The 14901-nt window shown below is 65.3% G+C and carries 14 protein-coding genes; 12 read left to right on the plus strand and 2 right to left on the minus strand.

Going from position 1 to position 14901, the window contains the following annotated elements; translation table 11 throughout:
* The first annotated feature begins 22 nt into the window (after window positions 1-22).
* The 7 genes from MU516_RS17410 to MU516_RS17440 all read left to right on the plus strand — a co-directional run bounded on the left by MU516_RS17410 (window position 23) and on the right by MU516_RS17440 (window position 7538).
* The gene (locus MU516_RS17410; RefSeq protein ID WP_260278530.1) at window positions 23-694 is read left to right on the plus strand and encodes an amino acid ABC transporter permease; all 672 of its coding nucleotides are present in this window, start codon (window positions 23-25) and stop codon (window positions 692-694) included.
* Entirely contained in the window at window positions 691-1455 is a 765-nt protein-coding gene (locus MU516_RS17415) for an amino acid ABC transporter ATP-binding protein (protein WP_311319120.1), read from the plus strand. The genes MU516_RS17410 and MU516_RS17415 overlap by 4 nt, the downstream gene beginning before the upstream one ends.
* 124 nt (window positions 1456-1579) lie before the next feature.
* Window positions 1580-3643: an OmpA family protein gene (locus MU516_RS17420; RefSeq protein WP_260278531.1), complete on the plus strand. Its 2064-nt coding sequence runs from the start codon at window positions 1580-1582 to the stop codon at window positions 3641-3643.
* Window positions 3644-3762: 119 nt separating this feature from the next.
* Window positions 3763-4812, plus strand: a complete 1050-nt coding sequence (locus MU516_RS17425; protein ID WP_260278532.1) for an ABC transporter ATP-binding protein — start codon at window positions 3763-3765, stop codon at window positions 4810-4812.
* Complete coding sequence (locus MU516_RS17430) at window positions 4809-5708, plus strand: ABC transporter permease (RefSeq protein ID WP_260278533.1); 900 nt, start codon at window positions 4809-4811, stop codon at window positions 5706-5708. The genes MU516_RS17425 and MU516_RS17430 overlap by 4 nt, the downstream gene beginning before the upstream one ends.
* A complete protein-coding gene (locus MU516_RS17435; protein ID WP_260278534.1) occupies window positions 5701-6516 on the plus strand; it encodes an ABC transporter permease in 816 nt (271 codons plus the stop codon). The genes MU516_RS17430 and MU516_RS17435 overlap by 8 nt, the downstream gene beginning before the upstream one ends.
* Window positions 6513-7538 (plus strand): extracellular solute-binding protein, encoded by a 1026-nt coding sequence (locus tag MU516_RS17440; protein ID WP_209058885.1) that lies wholly within the window; start codon window positions 6513-6515, stop codon window positions 7536-7538. The genes MU516_RS17435 and MU516_RS17440 overlap by 4 nt, the downstream gene beginning before the upstream one ends.
* Window positions 7539-7596: 58 nt before the next feature.
* Here MU516_RS17440 and MU516_RS17445 read toward each other — a convergent pair whose 3' ends face one another.
* Both MU516_RS17445 and pdxR read right to left on the minus strand, forming a co-directional pair.
* Complete coding sequence (locus MU516_RS17445; RefSeq protein ID WP_260278535.1) at window positions 7597-8421, minus strand: DUF6635 family protein; 825 nt, start codon at window positions 8419-8421, stop codon at window positions 7597-7599.
* A gap of 85 nt (window positions 8422-8506) precedes the next feature.
* Window positions 8507-9979 carry a MocR-like pyridoxine biosynthesis transcription factor PdxR gene (pdxR, locus tag MU516_RS17450; protein WP_260278536.1) on the minus strand — a complete coding sequence of 491 codons (1473 nt, stop codon included), beginning with the start codon at window positions 9977-9979 and terminating at the stop codon, window positions 8507-8509.
* A 111-nt stretch (window positions 9980-10090) separates the two neighbouring features.
* On the opposite strand from pdxR, the gene MU516_RS17455 reads away from it, so the two are divergent.
* The 5 genes from MU516_RS17455 (at window position 10091) to MU516_RS17475 (ending at window position 14890) form a co-directional block, all read left to right on the plus strand.
* On the plus strand, window positions 10091-11095 hold the full coding sequence (locus tag MU516_RS17455) for a TRAP transporter substrate-binding protein (protein ID WP_260278537.1): 1005 nt from the start codon (window positions 10091-10093) through the stop codon (window positions 11093-11095).
* Window positions 11096-11168: 73 nt separating this feature from the next.
* Window positions 11169-11726: a TRAP transporter small permease gene (locus tag MU516_RS17460; RefSeq protein WP_260278538.1), complete on the plus strand. Its 558-nt coding sequence runs from the start codon at window positions 11169-11171 to the stop codon at window positions 11724-11726.
* Window positions 11726-13066, plus strand: coding sequence for a TRAP transporter large permease (locus tag MU516_RS17465; protein ID WP_260278539.1), 1341 nt, complete (start codon window positions 11726-11728; stop codon window positions 13064-13066). The genes MU516_RS17460 and MU516_RS17465 overlap by 1 nt, the downstream gene beginning before the upstream one ends.
* A 16-nt stretch (window positions 13067-13082) precedes the next feature.
* Complete coding sequence (locus tag MU516_RS17470) at window positions 13083-13490, plus strand: nuclear transport factor 2 family protein (RefSeq protein ID WP_209058860.1); 408 nt, start codon at window positions 13083-13085, stop codon at window positions 13488-13490.
* A gap of 8 nt (window positions 13491-13498) precedes the next feature.
* The gene (locus MU516_RS17475; protein ID WP_260278540.1) at window positions 13499-14890 is read left to right on the plus strand and encodes an FAD-dependent oxidoreductase; all 1392 of its coding nucleotides are present in this window, start codon (window positions 13499-13501) and stop codon (window positions 14888-14890) included.
* Window positions 14891-14901 lie beyond the last annotated feature (11 nt).

Here is a 14901-nt window from a genome sequence, read left to right on the forward strand (position 1 = left end):
GTCCTGTCACGGAGCGGATCACTTGGACAGCACATTTCAATTCGACTGGCAGGCGGCGTTCGATTCGATCCCGTATCTGCTGAAGGGCATACCCTACACGCTGCTGATTTCGGGCGTGGGTCTGGCCATCGGCTTTGTCATCGGCATCATCTTCGGACTTCTGCGGATCAGCCCGATGGCGTGGCTGCGCTGGATCGCGATCATCTATATCGAGGTGTTCCGCGGCACGCCGGTTCTGGTCCAGGTGCTGTTCATCTTCTACGGGCTGCCGCAGATCCTGGGCGGGCCGATCGATGCGGTGACGGCGGGGATCGCCGCGATCGCGGTCAATTCGGGGGCCTATATCTCGGAGATCGTGCGCGGCGGCGTGCAGTCCATCGAACGCGGTCAGCGCGAGGCGGGATTGTCCCTGGGCCTGACGCGGATCGACACGTTCCGATTCGTGATCTGGCCGCAGGCCTTTCGGCGGATGATCCCGGCGCTTGGCAATCAGGGTATCATCAGCATCAAGGACACCTCGCTGTTTGCGGTGATCGGGGTGGGCGAACTGGTGCGCCAGGGGCAGATCTATATCGCCACGACCTTCAACGCGCTTGAGGTCTATCTGATGGTTGCCGTCCTGTATCTGGCGATCACGCTGTCGCTGTCGGTCGGTCTGCGGCTTCTGGAACGCAAGGGATTGGTGGGACAATGAGCCAAGACGACGACAAGGCGCCGATCGTTCGCATCGAGGCGCTGAACAAGCATTTCGGCAGCCTGCATGTGCTGAAGGACATCGATCTGCAAGTGGCACCCGGCGAGGTGGTGGTGGTGATCGGCGCCAGCGGGTCGGGCAAATCGACCCTGATCCGCTGCGTGAACGGGCTGGAGGAATTCCAGCGCGGCCAGATCGAGGTGGACGGCAATCTTCTGAAACCAAACGGCAAATCCGGCGGCGCGCTGCAGGCGATCCGCACCGAGGTCGGGATGGTCTTCCAGCAGTTCAACCTGTTTCCGCATCTCAGCGTCATCGATAACGTGATGCTGGCGCCGATGCGGGTGCGCAATGTCAGCCGGCAGCAGGCCGAGGACACCGCGACGCGGCTGCTGGAACGGGTCGGCATTTCCGATCAGGCGCGGAAATTCCCGTCGCAACTGTCGGGCGGGCAGCAGCAGCGGGTCGCGCTGGCGCGGGCGCTGGCGATGGAGCCGCGGCTGATGCTGTTCGATGAGCCGACGTCGGCGCTGGATCCCGAGATGATCGGCGAGGTTCTGGACGCCATGCGCGAGCTTGCGCGCGAGGGGATGACGATGATGATCGTCACCCACGAGATGAGCTTTGCCCGCGAGGTCGCGGACCGCGTGATCTATATCCACAAGGGCGAGATCACCGAGGAGGGGACGCCCGAACAGGTCTTCGACAACCCCCGCAACGAACGCACCCAAAGCTTTCTGGCGCGCGTCCTGACGCATTGATCGCAGGGCCCGGGCGCGGCGGAACGGCGCCTGGTCACGGGATCGTTTGGAACTGCCCTGTGCTGCCGACTGTTCGGTTGCAGATGACTTTGTCCGCGACGCCGGACGTTACAGGAGGGCACCGATGCGCCGCATCATTCACAACACCACCGCCATAGCGGCATGCCTGTCGCTGATGGCCCCGCATCTTGCGATGGCACAGACCGCCGCCGTCGAGGGCGAAGCCCAGCAACAGCAACCCGAAGTGCTGCCACCCGAGACGGATCAGCAGCCCGAGGGGTCGGAAGACCCGCTGGCGGAGGCCTTGGCGCAGCAGGAAGAAGCTGGCGCTGAAGGCGATGACGCCGCCGGGCAATCCGCGGCCGAGGCAGATGCAGCCCCAGAAGAGCCGGCAGCCGAGGCCGCGCCGGTGGAAGAACCCGCCGAAGAGGCGCAGTCCGCAGAGGAGGCCGCGGACGAAAGCGCGATCGACGCGCAGCCCGCTGCTGAGCCCATGGCCGAGGAACAGGACGCAGCCGAGCAGCCAGCGGCCGAACCCGCCGACACCGCCAGCGACGCGCCGTCCGCCGAGAGCGCCGCGGGTGATATGGCAGCCGACGATATGATGGCCGGTCACACAGCGCCCGAGGAAGATGCCGCCGCCGAAACCTCGGACGCAGCAGAGCCGGTCGGCGATCCGCTGGCTGAGGCGCTGGAGGCAGAACAGGCCGATGTGCCCGAAGATGCCAACGAGGTGCAGGCAGAGGAGGCGCAGCCCGCCGACGAGATGACTGACGAGACCGCAGGCTCTGAACCCGCAACCGAGGAGGCCGAGACCGATCAGGATCCGCTGGCCGAGGCCCTTGCGGCGGAACAGCAGGCCAGCGAGGCCGAAGACGGCGACGCGGTGACCTCGGACGCGCAGGCGGATGTGGATCAGCCCGCCGAGAACATGACCGACGAAGCTGCAGACACCGAAGGCGAAGCCGCGACCGATCAGGACGCGTTGGCCGAGGCGCTGGAGCAGGAACAGTCGGGCGCTGAGGGCGCTGTGCAGGACGCCGAGGCGACCGAGGAACGCGCAGAAGCCCCCGAGGCCGACGCGAAGGAAACCGAGGCCGCCAAGGAGGCTGCCGAGGCGTCCGAGGCGCCGAAGGCCGCAGCGCTTGACGACGATGCCAGCAGCGATGCCGAGATCACCGAAGAGCAGGTGACCGAGGAGAACAGCCGTTCGTCTGCCGAAGATTTCGCGACCAGTCTCAGCGAGGCGCTTGGCGCGGCCACCGGCCAGCCCGAGGCACGCAGCCGCGAGGATGACGACGACGACAACGATCTGACCAAGGCGCTGCTTCTGGGTGCGGGCGCATTGGCGGTCGGCGCGATGCTGAACAATAACCGGCAGGTCTCGCTCAGCACGCCGGACCGGGTTGTGGTGACGCGGCCGGATGGTAGCCAGCAGGTGATCAAGGACGAGGTCGCGCTGCTGCGGCAGCCGGGATCGACCGTGGCGACCGAGAATTTCGATGACGGGTCGTCGCGCACCATCGTGACGCGTCAGGACGGCAGCAAGGTCGTCACCATCCGTGACGCCGATCTGCGGGTGCTGCGCCGCACGCTGGTCTCGGCCGATGGCACGACGACGCGGCTGATCGACGACACCAGCGCGCAACCCGTCGATATTGCCAGCCTGCCCGCGCCGGCTGCGGCGTCGAACGGCACCGCTGGTGAAATGAACGAGGATCAGTTGCGCGAGGCGCTGCGCCGCGAGGCGAATGTCGACCGCCGCTTTTCGCTGGCGCAGATCCGGGACATCCCGCAGGTGCGCGCGCTGGTGGCGCCGGTCGCTGTCAGCGGCATCACCTTCGACACCGGTTCAGCCGCGATCAGCCCAGATCAGGCAAAGCAGCTATCGACATTGGGGAATGCGCTGCGCGAGTCGATCGCCGAGAACTCGGGCGAGGTGTTCCTGATCGAAGGCCATACCGACACGGTCGGCTCGGACGCGGCAAACCTTGCCCTGTCGGATCGCCGTGCGGAATCGGTGGCGCTGGCCCTGACCGAGTATTTCGATGTGCCGCCCGAGAACATGGTCGTGCAGGGCTATGGCGAACAATATCTGCAGGTCCGGCGCGAAGGCGATGTGCGCCAGAACCGTCGCGCTTCGGTCCGCAGGATCACCGATCTGCTGCAGCAGGCATCGGCCGACTGATCGCGGATCATGGCCACGAGCAACCGGGGACGGGCGGCGCTGGCCGCCCGTCTTCACATTTCGATGCTTGCAAGTTCCGACCCGGCTGACGCAATCTTTCTGCTCAGAGGGGGATCGGGATGGACGAGGCGACACGGGTTTACGTCAAGGACGCCAGCAAGCGGTTCGGCCATGGCGCCACTGTCGTGCACGCGCTGGCCGATGTGACGCTGACGATCGAGGGCGGGTCGTTCTTCACGCTGCTGGGGCCGTCGGGCTGCGGCAAGACCACCCTTCTGCGGTTGCTGGCGGGGTTCGAGACGCCGACCGGCGGGCGCATTCTTCTGGGCGATCAGGACGTGACTGCGCTGCCGCCCAACCGCCGGCCGATCAACACGGTGTTTCAGTCCTACGCGCTGTTCCCGCATCTGAGCGTGGCGCAGAATGTCGGCTTCGGCCTGAAGATGCAGGGCATCGCGCGCGCGAAACGTGACGCGCGGGTAGATCAGATGCTGGCGCTGGTCAGGATGCAGGATTTCGCCGAACGCCCGGTCGCGCAGCTGTCGGGCGGCCAGCAGCAGCGGGTGGCACTGGCCCGCGCGCTGGCGCCCGAGCCGCGTGTCCTGCTGCTGGATGAACCGCTGTCGGCGCTGGACCTGAAGCTGCGCAAGGAAATGCAGATCGAGTTGAAGCGGTTGCAGCGCGAGACCGGCATCACCTTCGTGTTCGTGACCCACGACCAGGAAGAGGCGCTGACCATGTCGGACCGCATCGCGGTCATGTCGGCGGGCCGCGTCCAGCAGATCGGCACCCCGCGCGAGATCTATGCCCACCCGGCCAACCGCTTTGTCGCGGGCTTCATCGGCGAAAGCAATTTCCTGCCGGTCACTGTCGCGGACGGGGCGGCGCGGATCGGGGATCATCGCATCAGCCTGGCCGCACCCGCCGATCCCGGCCCTGCGACGCTGGCGATCCGGCCCGAGGATATCATGCTGGAGCCCGGCGCCGCGCTGTCGGCCGAGGTGACCGATACGGTCTATCTGGGCAATGCCGTGCAGATCATGGCGCGGCTGGAGGACGGAACCCAGATCGCGCTGCGCCAGCCGGCAACCATCGACCTGCCGGAAAGCGGCCAGCGGATCGGGCTGCGCCTGCCCGTCGAAGCCGTCCAGATCCTGGAGGCGGAATGAGCGCGGGGCAGGGGCAGGCCAACCGCACCTCCTGGAGCCTTGCCGCACCCGCGCTGGCGCTGCTGCTGATCGGGTCGATCGGGCCCTTGCTGATCGTGCTGGTCTATTCCTTCATGACGCCGGGCGACTATTCCGGCGTCCAGCGGCCCTTCACCACCCAGGCGTGGGAACAGGTCTTTCTGACCCGTGACATCTTCGACGACACGCTGGGATGGGCGGACGCGCACATGACCATCTTCTGGCGGTCGGTGAAGCTGTCGGTCCTGACCGCGGTGATCACCTTCCTGCTTGGGCTGCCGACGGCGTGGTTCATCGCCACGCGGCCGCCCGACCGCCGGGCGCTGTGGCTGTTCCTGATCACCATCCCGTTCTGGACCAACCTGCTGATCCGCACCATCGCCATCAACGAGATCATCCGCAACGAGGGGCTGCTGAACCAGGTGCTGCTGAAACTGGGGGTGATCGGCGCGCCGTTGCAGATCCTTTATACCGATACGGCGGTGCTGATCGGCATGGCCTATGTCTATCTGCCGATGATGGTGCTGCCGATGTATGCGGCCATTGACCGGTTCGACACCAGGCTGCTGGAAGCCGCCTATGACCTGTTCGCAAATCGCTGGCAGGCACTGTGGCATGTGGTGCTGCCGGTGATCCGGCCGGGCATCCTTGCGGGGTCGATCCTTGTGTTCGTGCCCTCGCTGGGGGCCTATGTCACGCCGCGCGTTCTGGGCGGCGGCAAGAACATGATGATCGGCAACTTCATCGAACTGCAATTCGGACAGGGGCAGAACTGGCCGCTTGGCGCGGCGCTGGCAGTGCTGCTGTTGATCGCGGTGGGGCTGGCGCTGACGGTCTATGTCAGGGTTCTGGGCGGGGCAGGGCGGGCCGATGGCTGAGCGGCGTTTCGATCCGACCCGACTGCCGGGCTTTGCGACCGTCGCCGTGGCGGTGTTCGTGTTGCTGTATCTGCCGATCGCGACACTGGTTGCCTACAGCTTCAATGGCGGGGACTCGGTGGCCGTCTGGGGCGGCTTTTCGCTGGACTGGTATGGCCGGGCATGGGCCAATGAAACCGTCAAGGCCGCCGCGCTGCGGTCGGTGGTGATCGCCGCCTGCGCCTCGGCCCTGGCCACGACCCTGGCGACGCTTGCCGCGGTGGGCGTCGTGCGCAACCGGCGCATGAAGGGCAGGGCGGTGGTCTATATGGCGATCAACCAGCCGCTGATGGTCCCCGAGATCGTGACGGCGGTGGCGTTGCTGATCTTCTTTGCCAGCGTCCGGCAGTTCACCGGCTATCAGGGTCTTGGCTATCTGATCGCGGCGCATGCCGCATTCTGCGTGCCCTTCGCCTATCTGCCGATCTCGGCCCGGCTGGAAGGCATGGACGCCACGCTGGAGGCGGCGGCGGCCGATCTTTACGCCACGCCGCGGCAGGCGTTCCGGCATGTCACGCTGCCCTTGCTGACGCCCGGCATCATCGCGGGCGCGATGCTGGCCTTCGTCATCAGTCTTGATGATGTGGTGATCACCGAATTCGTCAAGTCGGCGGGACAGGACACCCTGCCGACCTATATGCTGGCGCAGATGCGGCGCGGCGTCTCGCCCGAGGTGAATGCGATCTCGACCATGCTGCTGATGGTCACCGTCGTGCTGCTGACCGCATTCTTCATCATCAACAAGCAGACCAACAGGGGAAAACAATGAAAACCACAGCGATCCTTGCCATCGGCATCTCGGCGCTTGCGCTGCCCGCGCTGGCCGAGGGGCAACTGAATCTGTACAACTGGGGCGACTATACCAGCCCCGAGATGATCAAGAAGTTCGAAGACCAGACGGGCATCGACGTCACTATCACCGATTACGACAGCAACGACACCTCGATGGCCAAGGTCAGCGCGGGCGGGCACGGCTTTGATCTGATCGTGCCGTCACACAACTATCTGCAGATCTTCGTGCAAAAGGGGCTGCTTGCGGAACTGGACCATGCGCGGCTGAAGAATTTCGGCAATATCGATCCGAAATGGGTGGACGTGCCGTGGGATCAGGGCCGCACACATTCGATACCGTGGCTGTGGGGCACGGTCGGCATGGGCGTGAACACCGACACCTATGACGGCGATCCCAACACCTCGGCGATCTTCCTCGACCCGCCCGAGGAGCTGGTGGGCAAGGTCAATGTCGCCCCCGAGATGACCGACATCATGCATCTGACCACGATGTATCTGGGCGGCGAGCCCTGCACCGAGGACAAGGAGATGCTGAAGAAGGTCCGCGACAAGCTGGTCGAGGCCAAGCCGAAATGGATGTCGATGGATTACGGCATGTCCGACAAGATGGGCAGCGGCGACGTGAAGGCGTCGGAATACTGGTCGGGCGCGATCATGCGGGCGCGGCTGCAGAACCCGGCGGTCGTCTATGGCTATCCGAAGGAAGGCTATCCGCTGTTCATGGACAGCATCGCGCTGCTGCATGACGCCCAGAATGTCGATGAGGCCTATCAGTTCCTCGATTTCATCATGGACCCGGAAAATGCCGCGATGAATTCGGACTACACCAAATATCCGAACGGCATCGCCGGCAGCGAGGAATTCTTCAGCGACGAGATGCGGGCCGCGCCCGAGATGGTCGTGCCCGAAGAACATCTGGCCAACGGCAAGTGGATGCCGCTGTGTTCGCCCACGGCGCGCGACTACATGACCGCGATCTGGACCGAATTGCAGAAATAGGGGTTGCAGGCCACCGGTCCGGGCGCCTGCCCGGACCGTTTGCGATGACCAGTCCGGGTCAGCCGCGCAGGCTGCGCCACAGGGTCAGTGCGGCGTCGGCCAGATCGCCGCTGCGCGCCAGCAGATGTTCGCGTTCCAGGCCCGGCGCCTCGGCCTTGCGGTCAAGGCGCGCCAGCAGCCGCATCAGTCTGCGCCGATGCACGCCGGTCCATAGTTGCAGCGGGTCCGCCAGAAGCCCCGCGAAGGCGGTGACCACGGACGCGGCAATGGCCAGCGCGACGCCCGTGACGGCGACCTGCGCGGCGCTGGGTTCGACCGGAAACATGCCGTTCCACAGCCGACCCAGCCCGCTGCCAAGCACGAAATCGTCGATGGCCTGGCGCTGCGCGCGCAGTTCGGCCACCGGCCCGGCCAACGAGATCACCCCCGGCGTCGTTGCACCGAACATCGCGACCCCGACGATCAGCACGATCATCGAAGTGGTGATCTCGGCCACGGCGTTGCGGGTTTCGGTATAGACCGAGACGGCGCGCCGCAGATCCGCGTCGGGGATATCGGGTGCCAAGCCTTCGGCCTGCATCGCGCGCAGGAAGGCTGTCAGGTCGTCATGCAGCAGCCGCGCCAGATCTGATGGGAGGAACACACGTCGCCGCGCCAGCCAGCCGCCGGCCGCGTGCAAGCCCACCTTGCCGCAGACCCAGGCACCCAGACGTGTCAGAAGAAATACCGGCGACAGCGCGACATTGATGGGCGCGCGCAGCAGATCCAGCCCCAGCACCGCCCGATGCAGGCGCAGCGTGCCGCGCGGGCCGTAACGATCGCGGACAAAGCCCGCGACCGCCCTTTGCCGTGCCACCTCGATATCGTCTGGATTGCCGGTCACCGTGCTGCCGCCCCCGCGCTGGGATTCCGCTGCGCCAAGACATAGGGGCAGCGCGTCTGCGGGTCCAGAACCGCCACGCGCGAATTCAGGAGCGGCTCGCCGCCGCGGCGATCAGGCGGATCCCTTCGGGAATGTCGCGCTGCGCGATCGAACCATAGCCGAGGCGAAAGAACGGGCAGGGTTCGGGGGGCGTCTCGAAGAATACCGCGCCCGGCTCGATCAGCACCCCGTCAGTCAGAAGCTGCTGTGCCAGAACGGCGCTGTCGACATCGCCGGGCGCGCGTAGCCAGATGCTGGAGCCGCCTGAACTGGGCGCCCCGGCGATCTGCAACGAGGTGGAGGCCAATGCCTCCTGCAGGGTCGCACGGCGTGTCTTCAGCGTCTGCCGCAGCCGCACGATATGGGCGTCATAATGCCCCAGCGCCAGAAAATAGGCGGTGATGCGCTGCAGATGACTGGGTGGGTGGCGCAGCATGATCGACCGCAACGCGCGGGCTTGCGCGATCAGGTCGGCCGGGCCGACCATATAGCCGATCCGCAGCCCCGGAAACAGCGACTTCGAGAAGCTGCCGACATAAACCACGCGCCCGTCGCGATCCAGCGACTTCAATGCCGGGGCGGGCGGCGCCAGATAGGACATCTCGAAGTCGTAATCATCCTCGATGATCAGGAAGTCCTGCGCGGCGGCGCGGGCGATCAGGTCGCAACGCCGGTCCAGCGGCATCGTCGCCCCGGTTGGAATGTGGTGGCTGGGCGTGATGATCACGAGGCTGGTCTTTTCGGGCAGATCATCGGGGTTCAGCCCGCCATGATCGACCGGCAGGAAGGTCGTGGGGCTTTGCGCGCGGCGCAGCGTTTCGGCGAAATCCGGGTAGCCGGGTTCTTCGGTGACCGCCAGGCGGTCGGCGCGGGCCAGCAATTCGGTCGCAAGGAACAGCGCATTCTGCGCGCCAAGTGTCACCAGCACCTCGTCGGGGCGGGCATGAATGCCGCGGCGGGGCAGGGTGTTGGAACAGATATAGTCGATCAACAGCGGATCGTCGGCACCATACCGGTCTGCGGCCAGATCGGCGAAGTCGCGCGTGCCCAGGGCGCGGCGCGCGCAGTCGCGCCACGCGTTGTGGTCGAACAGCGTGGGATCGGCCTGCCCGTAGATGAACGGGAACCGGAAGTCGCGCCAGTTCGCGGGTTTGCGGATCACCCGGTGCGGCAGCTGATGGCCGGACAACCAGTCCGACCAGTCGGGCGGACGTGCGGCCTGCTGCCGGATGCCGGGCGGGCGCAGGCGCCGATGGGGCACCGTCGCCGCCACCGCGATCCCGGAACGGGGCAGGGTTTCCAGATATCCCTGACTGACAAGATCCTGATAGACCAACGTCACCGTCATCCTCGAGATTCCCAACGCCGATGCAAGGCTGCGGCTGGAGGGCAGCCGCGTGCCCGGGCGGGCGCGGCTTTCCAGAACTGCCCGTACGATCGCCGCCGCCAGCCGACCCTGCAGCGTCGGCGCTTCGTCGTCGCGCAGAAAGATGATCTCGGTGGGTATGCGGCCTGACATCTGGACCTATGAACGGTTCAAACTGGACATATCGTTCCGGCGCCGCACCTGCAACATTCTGCCGCATCACCACGCATCGCGATCAACGCGACGACAAACAGGGAGACTTCGATGACCTATATGACCCGCCTGCTGACCGGCACCGTGGCTGCGCTTGCACTGGCCCTTCCGGCCGCGGCCACCGAATACCGCGTCGCGGTCGGCGACGGCGCCGGCGGTACGCAAGAGGCGCTGGGGCTGGCCTTCATCGCCGCGCTGGAAGAACAGTCGGGCGGAGAGATGACCGGCAAGCTGTTCCTGAACGGTCAGCTTGGCGACGAACAGGACACCGTCACCGCCGCCGCCACCGGCACGCTGGATTTCTCGATCCTCGCGATCAACAATATCACTCCCTTCTCGCCGTCGGTCGGCACGCTGACGCTGCCCTATGTCATCCTCAGCCAAGATGACGCCGAGGCGATCACCCAGGGCGAGGTCGGCCAGCAGATGATCGACCAGACCATCGAGGATGCCGGCGTACGCATCATCGGCTGGGGCTATTCGGGGTTCCGCGTTCTGACCAACTCGAAAAAGCCGGTCTCGACCGTCGAGGATCTGCAGGGGCTGGTCGTCCGCGTCCCGAAGAACGAGATCATGATCGAAACCTACAAGTCATGGGGCATCAACCCGACCCCGATGGCCTGGGGCGAGACGTTCGCCGCGCTTCAGCAGAAGGTCGTTGACGGTCAGGACAACCCCTACATGACCAACTATGCGATGAAGTTCGACGAGGTTCAGAAATACATCACCGACCTGCACTATATCTTCTCGATCGAACCGCTGATCGTCAGCGAGTCGCTGTTCGAAAGCATGTCCGAAGAAGAGCAGCAGCAGGTGCTGGCCGCAGGCAAGGCCGCGACGCAGGCGTCGGCAGAGTTCCTGCGCACCGAAGAGGCCAAGATCCGCGAAGAGCTGGTCAATCGCGGCATGGAAATCACCCAGCCGGCCAATGACGAACAGGAATTCATCGAACTGGCCACCTCGGCGGTCTGGCCCAAGTTCTATGACCAGATCGGCGGCAAGGAAGTGCTGGACAATGTCCTGACCTCGCTGGGTCGCGAGCCCGCCGCCGACTGACCGGGCGCGCGGCCCGGCCCGCGCGTCCCCGTTTGCCGCCTGTCCTTTTCGCTGCCCCCTTCGGAGGCCCGTCATGTCTGCGCTCTGGTCGTTTCTCGACAGGTTCGAAAGCCATGTTTGCCGCGTTCTGCTTGCTGTCTTCGTGACGCTGCTGTTCGTGCAGATCGTGTCCCGCCAGATCTTCGGTTTCTCGATCACCTGGATCGAGGAACTGTCGATCATCCTGTTCGTCTGGTTCGCCTATTTCGGGGCGTCCTACGCCGCCCGGATCGCTGCCCATAACCGCGTGACCTTTCACCTGAATGCGCTGCCCCGGACCAAGGCACGCATCATCGAGGCGATGGGCGACGCGTTCTGGATTGCATTCAACCTGGTCTTCGTCTGGCAATCGATCGAATTCATCAGCCGGCTGAAGCCGTTCGTGAAGGCCCAGACCCTGGGCTGGGAGATGCGCCATGTCTATCTGGCGTTGCCCATCGCCTTCACGCTGATGACGCTGCGGATCCTGCAGGTGAATTATTTGAAGCTGGTACGCGGCATCGATCCGACCGATCCCGACAAGGCCAGCGTTCAGGCGGCGCTGGAACTGGCCGAGGACGAGAAGCGCAACTTCGAGAAGGGGGAACACTGATGGATTCCCTGCTGATCGAGATCCTGTTCGGCGCCTTCTTCGCACTTCTCGTCCTTGGCGCCCCGATCACCGTGGCGCTTGGCGTCTCGTCGCTGGCCGCGATGCTGTATCTGGGCGACAACCCGATCAAGATGGTGCAGATGGCGTGGTCCTCGGTGGGTTCGTTCCCGCTGATGGCGCTGCCTGCCTTCATCCTGGCCGGCGCGCTGATGGAGGCCGCGGGCCTGTCGCGGCGGCTGATCAACGTGGCCGAAAGCCTGGCAGGTCCGTTCACCGGCGGGCTGTCCGCCGCCACCGTGATGGCCTGCCTGTTCTTCGGCGCGATCTCTGGTTCGGGTCCGGCCACCACCGCCGCCGTCGGCATGCTGATGATCCCGGCGATGGTGCGGCAGGGGTACGGCGCGGGCTACGCCGCGTCGGTGACCGCCGCGGCAGGTGGGCTTGGCATCATCATCCCGCCATCGATCCCGATGGTGATCTACGGCATCTCGGCCATGGGCATGCAACCGCCACCCGAGGCGATCGAGGCACATGGCGCGTTCCAGTCGGTGTCGATCTCGAAGCTGTTCATCGCCGGGTTCCTGCCGGGCGTGGTGATGGCCGGCGGCCTGCTGACCATGAACTATATCCGTTGCCGGATGCGCGGCTTCCACGGGTCGTCCGAGCCGCTGTCGGTCGGCAAGATCCTGTCGGCCTGCTATCATGGCTTCTGGGCGCTGCTGGCCCCGGTGGTGATCCTGGGCGGCATCTATTCTGGCTTCTTCACCCCGACCGAGGCCGCCATCGTCGCGATCTTCTACACGCTGTTCGTGGGTGGGGTGATCTATCGCGAACTGGATCTGCGCCAGATGGTCAAGTCGCTGGACACCACGACCTGGCTTGCCGGGCGTGTGCTGCTGGTCCTGTTCACCGCCACGATCTTCGGCCGCATCCTGGTCGAGAACAACGTGCCGGGCGTGATCGCGGGCGGCATCCTGTCGCTGACCGACAACATCTACCTTATCTGGGCGATGGTGATCGGTCTTCTGCTGATCATCGGCATGTTCATGGAAACGCTGGCCGCGATCATGATCCTGGTGCCGGTCATGCTGCCTGTGGCCTACATGATGGGCATTGATCCGATCCATTTCGGGATCGTCATGATCTGCACCCTGTCGGTCGGCTTCCAGACCCCGCCCCTTGGCGAGAACCTGTTCATCGCCTCGGGTATCTCGGGCATCTCGATCGAGCGGATCAGCCTGCGGGCCATCCCGTTCGCGATCGCCTCTGTCACCGCAATCTTCATCATCGCCATCTTCCCGGAAATCGCCCTGTGGCTGCCCCGGATGATGGGCTACTGACGCAAGGAGTCCACACATGACCGCCACGACCACCCGCACACTGACCGCCGACGACCTGAAGGCCACCTTCGACGCCTTCAACCGCCACGACATCGACGGGGTGATGACCCATTTCGCCGATGACTGCGTGTTCTTCACCGTCGCGGGCGAGAATGAATACGGCAACCGGATCGACGGCAAGCCCGCCATCGCCAAGGCTTTCGAGGGTGTCTGGACCGCGATGCCCGACGTCCAGTGGGCCGATCACAGCCATTTCCTGTCCGAGGATGGCACCCGCGGCGTCAGCCAGTGGACCTTCCGCGCCACCAATCCCGACGGCACGCGGACCGAGGTTCAGGGCGTCGATCTGTTCCGCATCCGTGACGGCCAGATCGTCGAAAAGCAGGCGATCCGCAAGCAACGTCCCTCTGTGCCGGCCAAGTGAGGAACGCAATGGATGTGATGGCGAAAAGGGCAGGGTCGGTGCCGTTCGACCCGTTCTATGACCCCATGACTGCCCCGAACCTGGGTCCGGGTAGCGATTATGCGCCGACCTACTGGATCGGCACGGCGGGAGAGATCCCCGATGACGACGGCCCGGTCACCGGCGATATGGATGTCGATGTCGCCGTGATCGGGTCGGGCTATACCGGATTGTCGACGGCGATCCACCTGTCCAAGATGCATGGCATCAAGGCCACGGTGTTGGAGGCGAATGGTGTCGCTTACGGCTGTTCCACCCGCAACGGTGGTCAGGCACAGATCAGTTCGGGCCGCCTGAAGCGCAGCCAGTGGATCACCCGCTGGGGCCTTGATGCCGCGCGTGCGCTGCATGACGAGGTGGTCGAGGCCTTCGACCTGTTCCGCGGCCTGATCCGAGATCATGGCATCGACTGCCAGCCGCAGGACGGCGGCCATTACTATATCGCCCACAAGGCCTCCGCGATGCCCGCGCTGGAATCCGAGACGCGGCTGCTGAACGAGACATTCGGCTATGGCGCGCGAATGCTGGACCGGGATGAGCTGTTTCGGACCGTCGCCCGCGACCACGAGGCGCACGGCGCGATGTGGGAACCCGACGGCGTCGGCATCCACGCTGCCCGGCTGGCCTTCGGCTATTTGCGCGTGGCCCGCGAACTGGGCGCGACGGTGCATCCCGACAGCCCGGTGCAAGGCTGGGTGCTGAAGGACGGCATCCACCATCTGCGCACGCCGGGCGGCACCGTCCGCGCACGGCGGGTGGCGGTGGCGACAGCGGCCTATGCGCCCCGCGCGCTGCATCCGCGGCTGAAGGACCGGCTGATGCCGATCATGTCGAACAGCGTCGTAACGCGGGTGCTGACCCCGGATGAACTGGACGCGGTGGGTATCCGCAAGCTGTCGCCGCTGACGGATACCCGCACGCTGCGCCATTACTACCGCCTGCTGCCCGACAACCGGCTGCAGATCGGCTCGCGCGCGGCGATCACCGGGCGCGACGCCGCCAACCCGGCGCATCTGAAGGCGCTGCGCGAGGGCATGGCGCGGAAATTCCCGGTCCTGCGCGGGATCGATCTGGATTATTCATGGTGGGGCTGGGTCGATGTCAGCCATGACATGATGCCGCGCATCACCGGCCTGCCCGACCTGCCCGGCGCGTTCTACGCGCTTGGCTATGGCGGCAACGGGGTCATGTATTCCGCGATGGCCGGCCGCCGCATGGCGCAGCTTGTCGCGGGCGAGACGGTCCCCGACCTGCCGATCTTCAATACCGAATTGCCGCATGAGGGATGGAAGACGCCCTTCCGACGGCTTGGCCAATGGGGCCTCTACCATCTCTACCACTTCCGCGACGAGCGCAAATAAGGAGCGACGCC

It is taken from the genome of Paracoccus maritimus (assembly GCF_025195095.1).
Lineage (GTDB): Bacteria > Pseudomonadota > Alphaproteobacteria > Rhodobacterales > Rhodobacteraceae > Paracoccus > Paracoccus maritimus.

Coding starts and splice junctions, on each gene's coding strand:
- MU516_RS17435 (WP_260278534.1), top strand. CDS start 5,701: ATGGCTGAGCGGCGTTTCGATCCGACCCGACTGCCGGGCTTTGCGACC.
- MU516_RS17420 (WP_260278531.1), top strand. CDS start 1,580: ATGCGCCGCATCATTCACAACACCACCGCCATAGCGGCATGCCTGTCG.
- MU516_RS17455 (WP_260278537.1), top strand. CDS start 10,091: ATGACCTATATGACCCGCCTGCTGACCGGCACCGTGGCTGCGCTTGCA.
- MU516_RS17425 (WP_260278532.1), top strand. CDS start 3,763: ATGGACGAGGCGACACGGGTTTACGTCAAGGACGCCAGCAAGCGGTTC.
- MU516_RS17415 (WP_311319120.1), top strand. CDS start 691: ATGAGCCAAGACGACGACAAGGCGCCGATCGTTCGCATCGAGGCGCTG.
- MU516_RS17475 (WP_260278540.1), top strand. CDS start 13,499: ATGGATGTGATGGCGAAAAGGGCAGGGTCGGTGCCGTTCGACCCGTTC.
- MU516_RS17440 (WP_209058885.1), top strand. CDS start 6,513: ATGAAAACCACAGCGATCCTTGCCATCGGCATCTCGGCGCTTGCGCTG.
- pdxR (WP_260278536.1), bottom strand. CDS start 9,979: ATGTCAGGCCGCATACCCACCGAGATCATCTTTCTGCGCGACGACGAA.
- MU516_RS17460 (WP_260278538.1), top strand. CDS start 11,169: ATGTCTGCGCTCTGGTCGTTTCTCGACAGGTTCGAAAGCCATGTTTGC.
- MU516_RS17430 (WP_260278533.1), top strand. CDS start 4,809: ATGAGCGCGGGGCAGGGGCAGGCCAACCGCACCTCCTGGAGCCTTGCC.
- MU516_RS17470 (WP_209058860.1), top strand. CDS start 13,083: ATGACCGCCACGACCACCCGCACACTGACCGCCGACGACCTGAAGGCC.
- MU516_RS17465 (WP_260278539.1), top strand. CDS start 11,726: ATGGATTCCCTGCTGATCGAGATCCTGTTCGGCGCCTTCTTCGCACTT.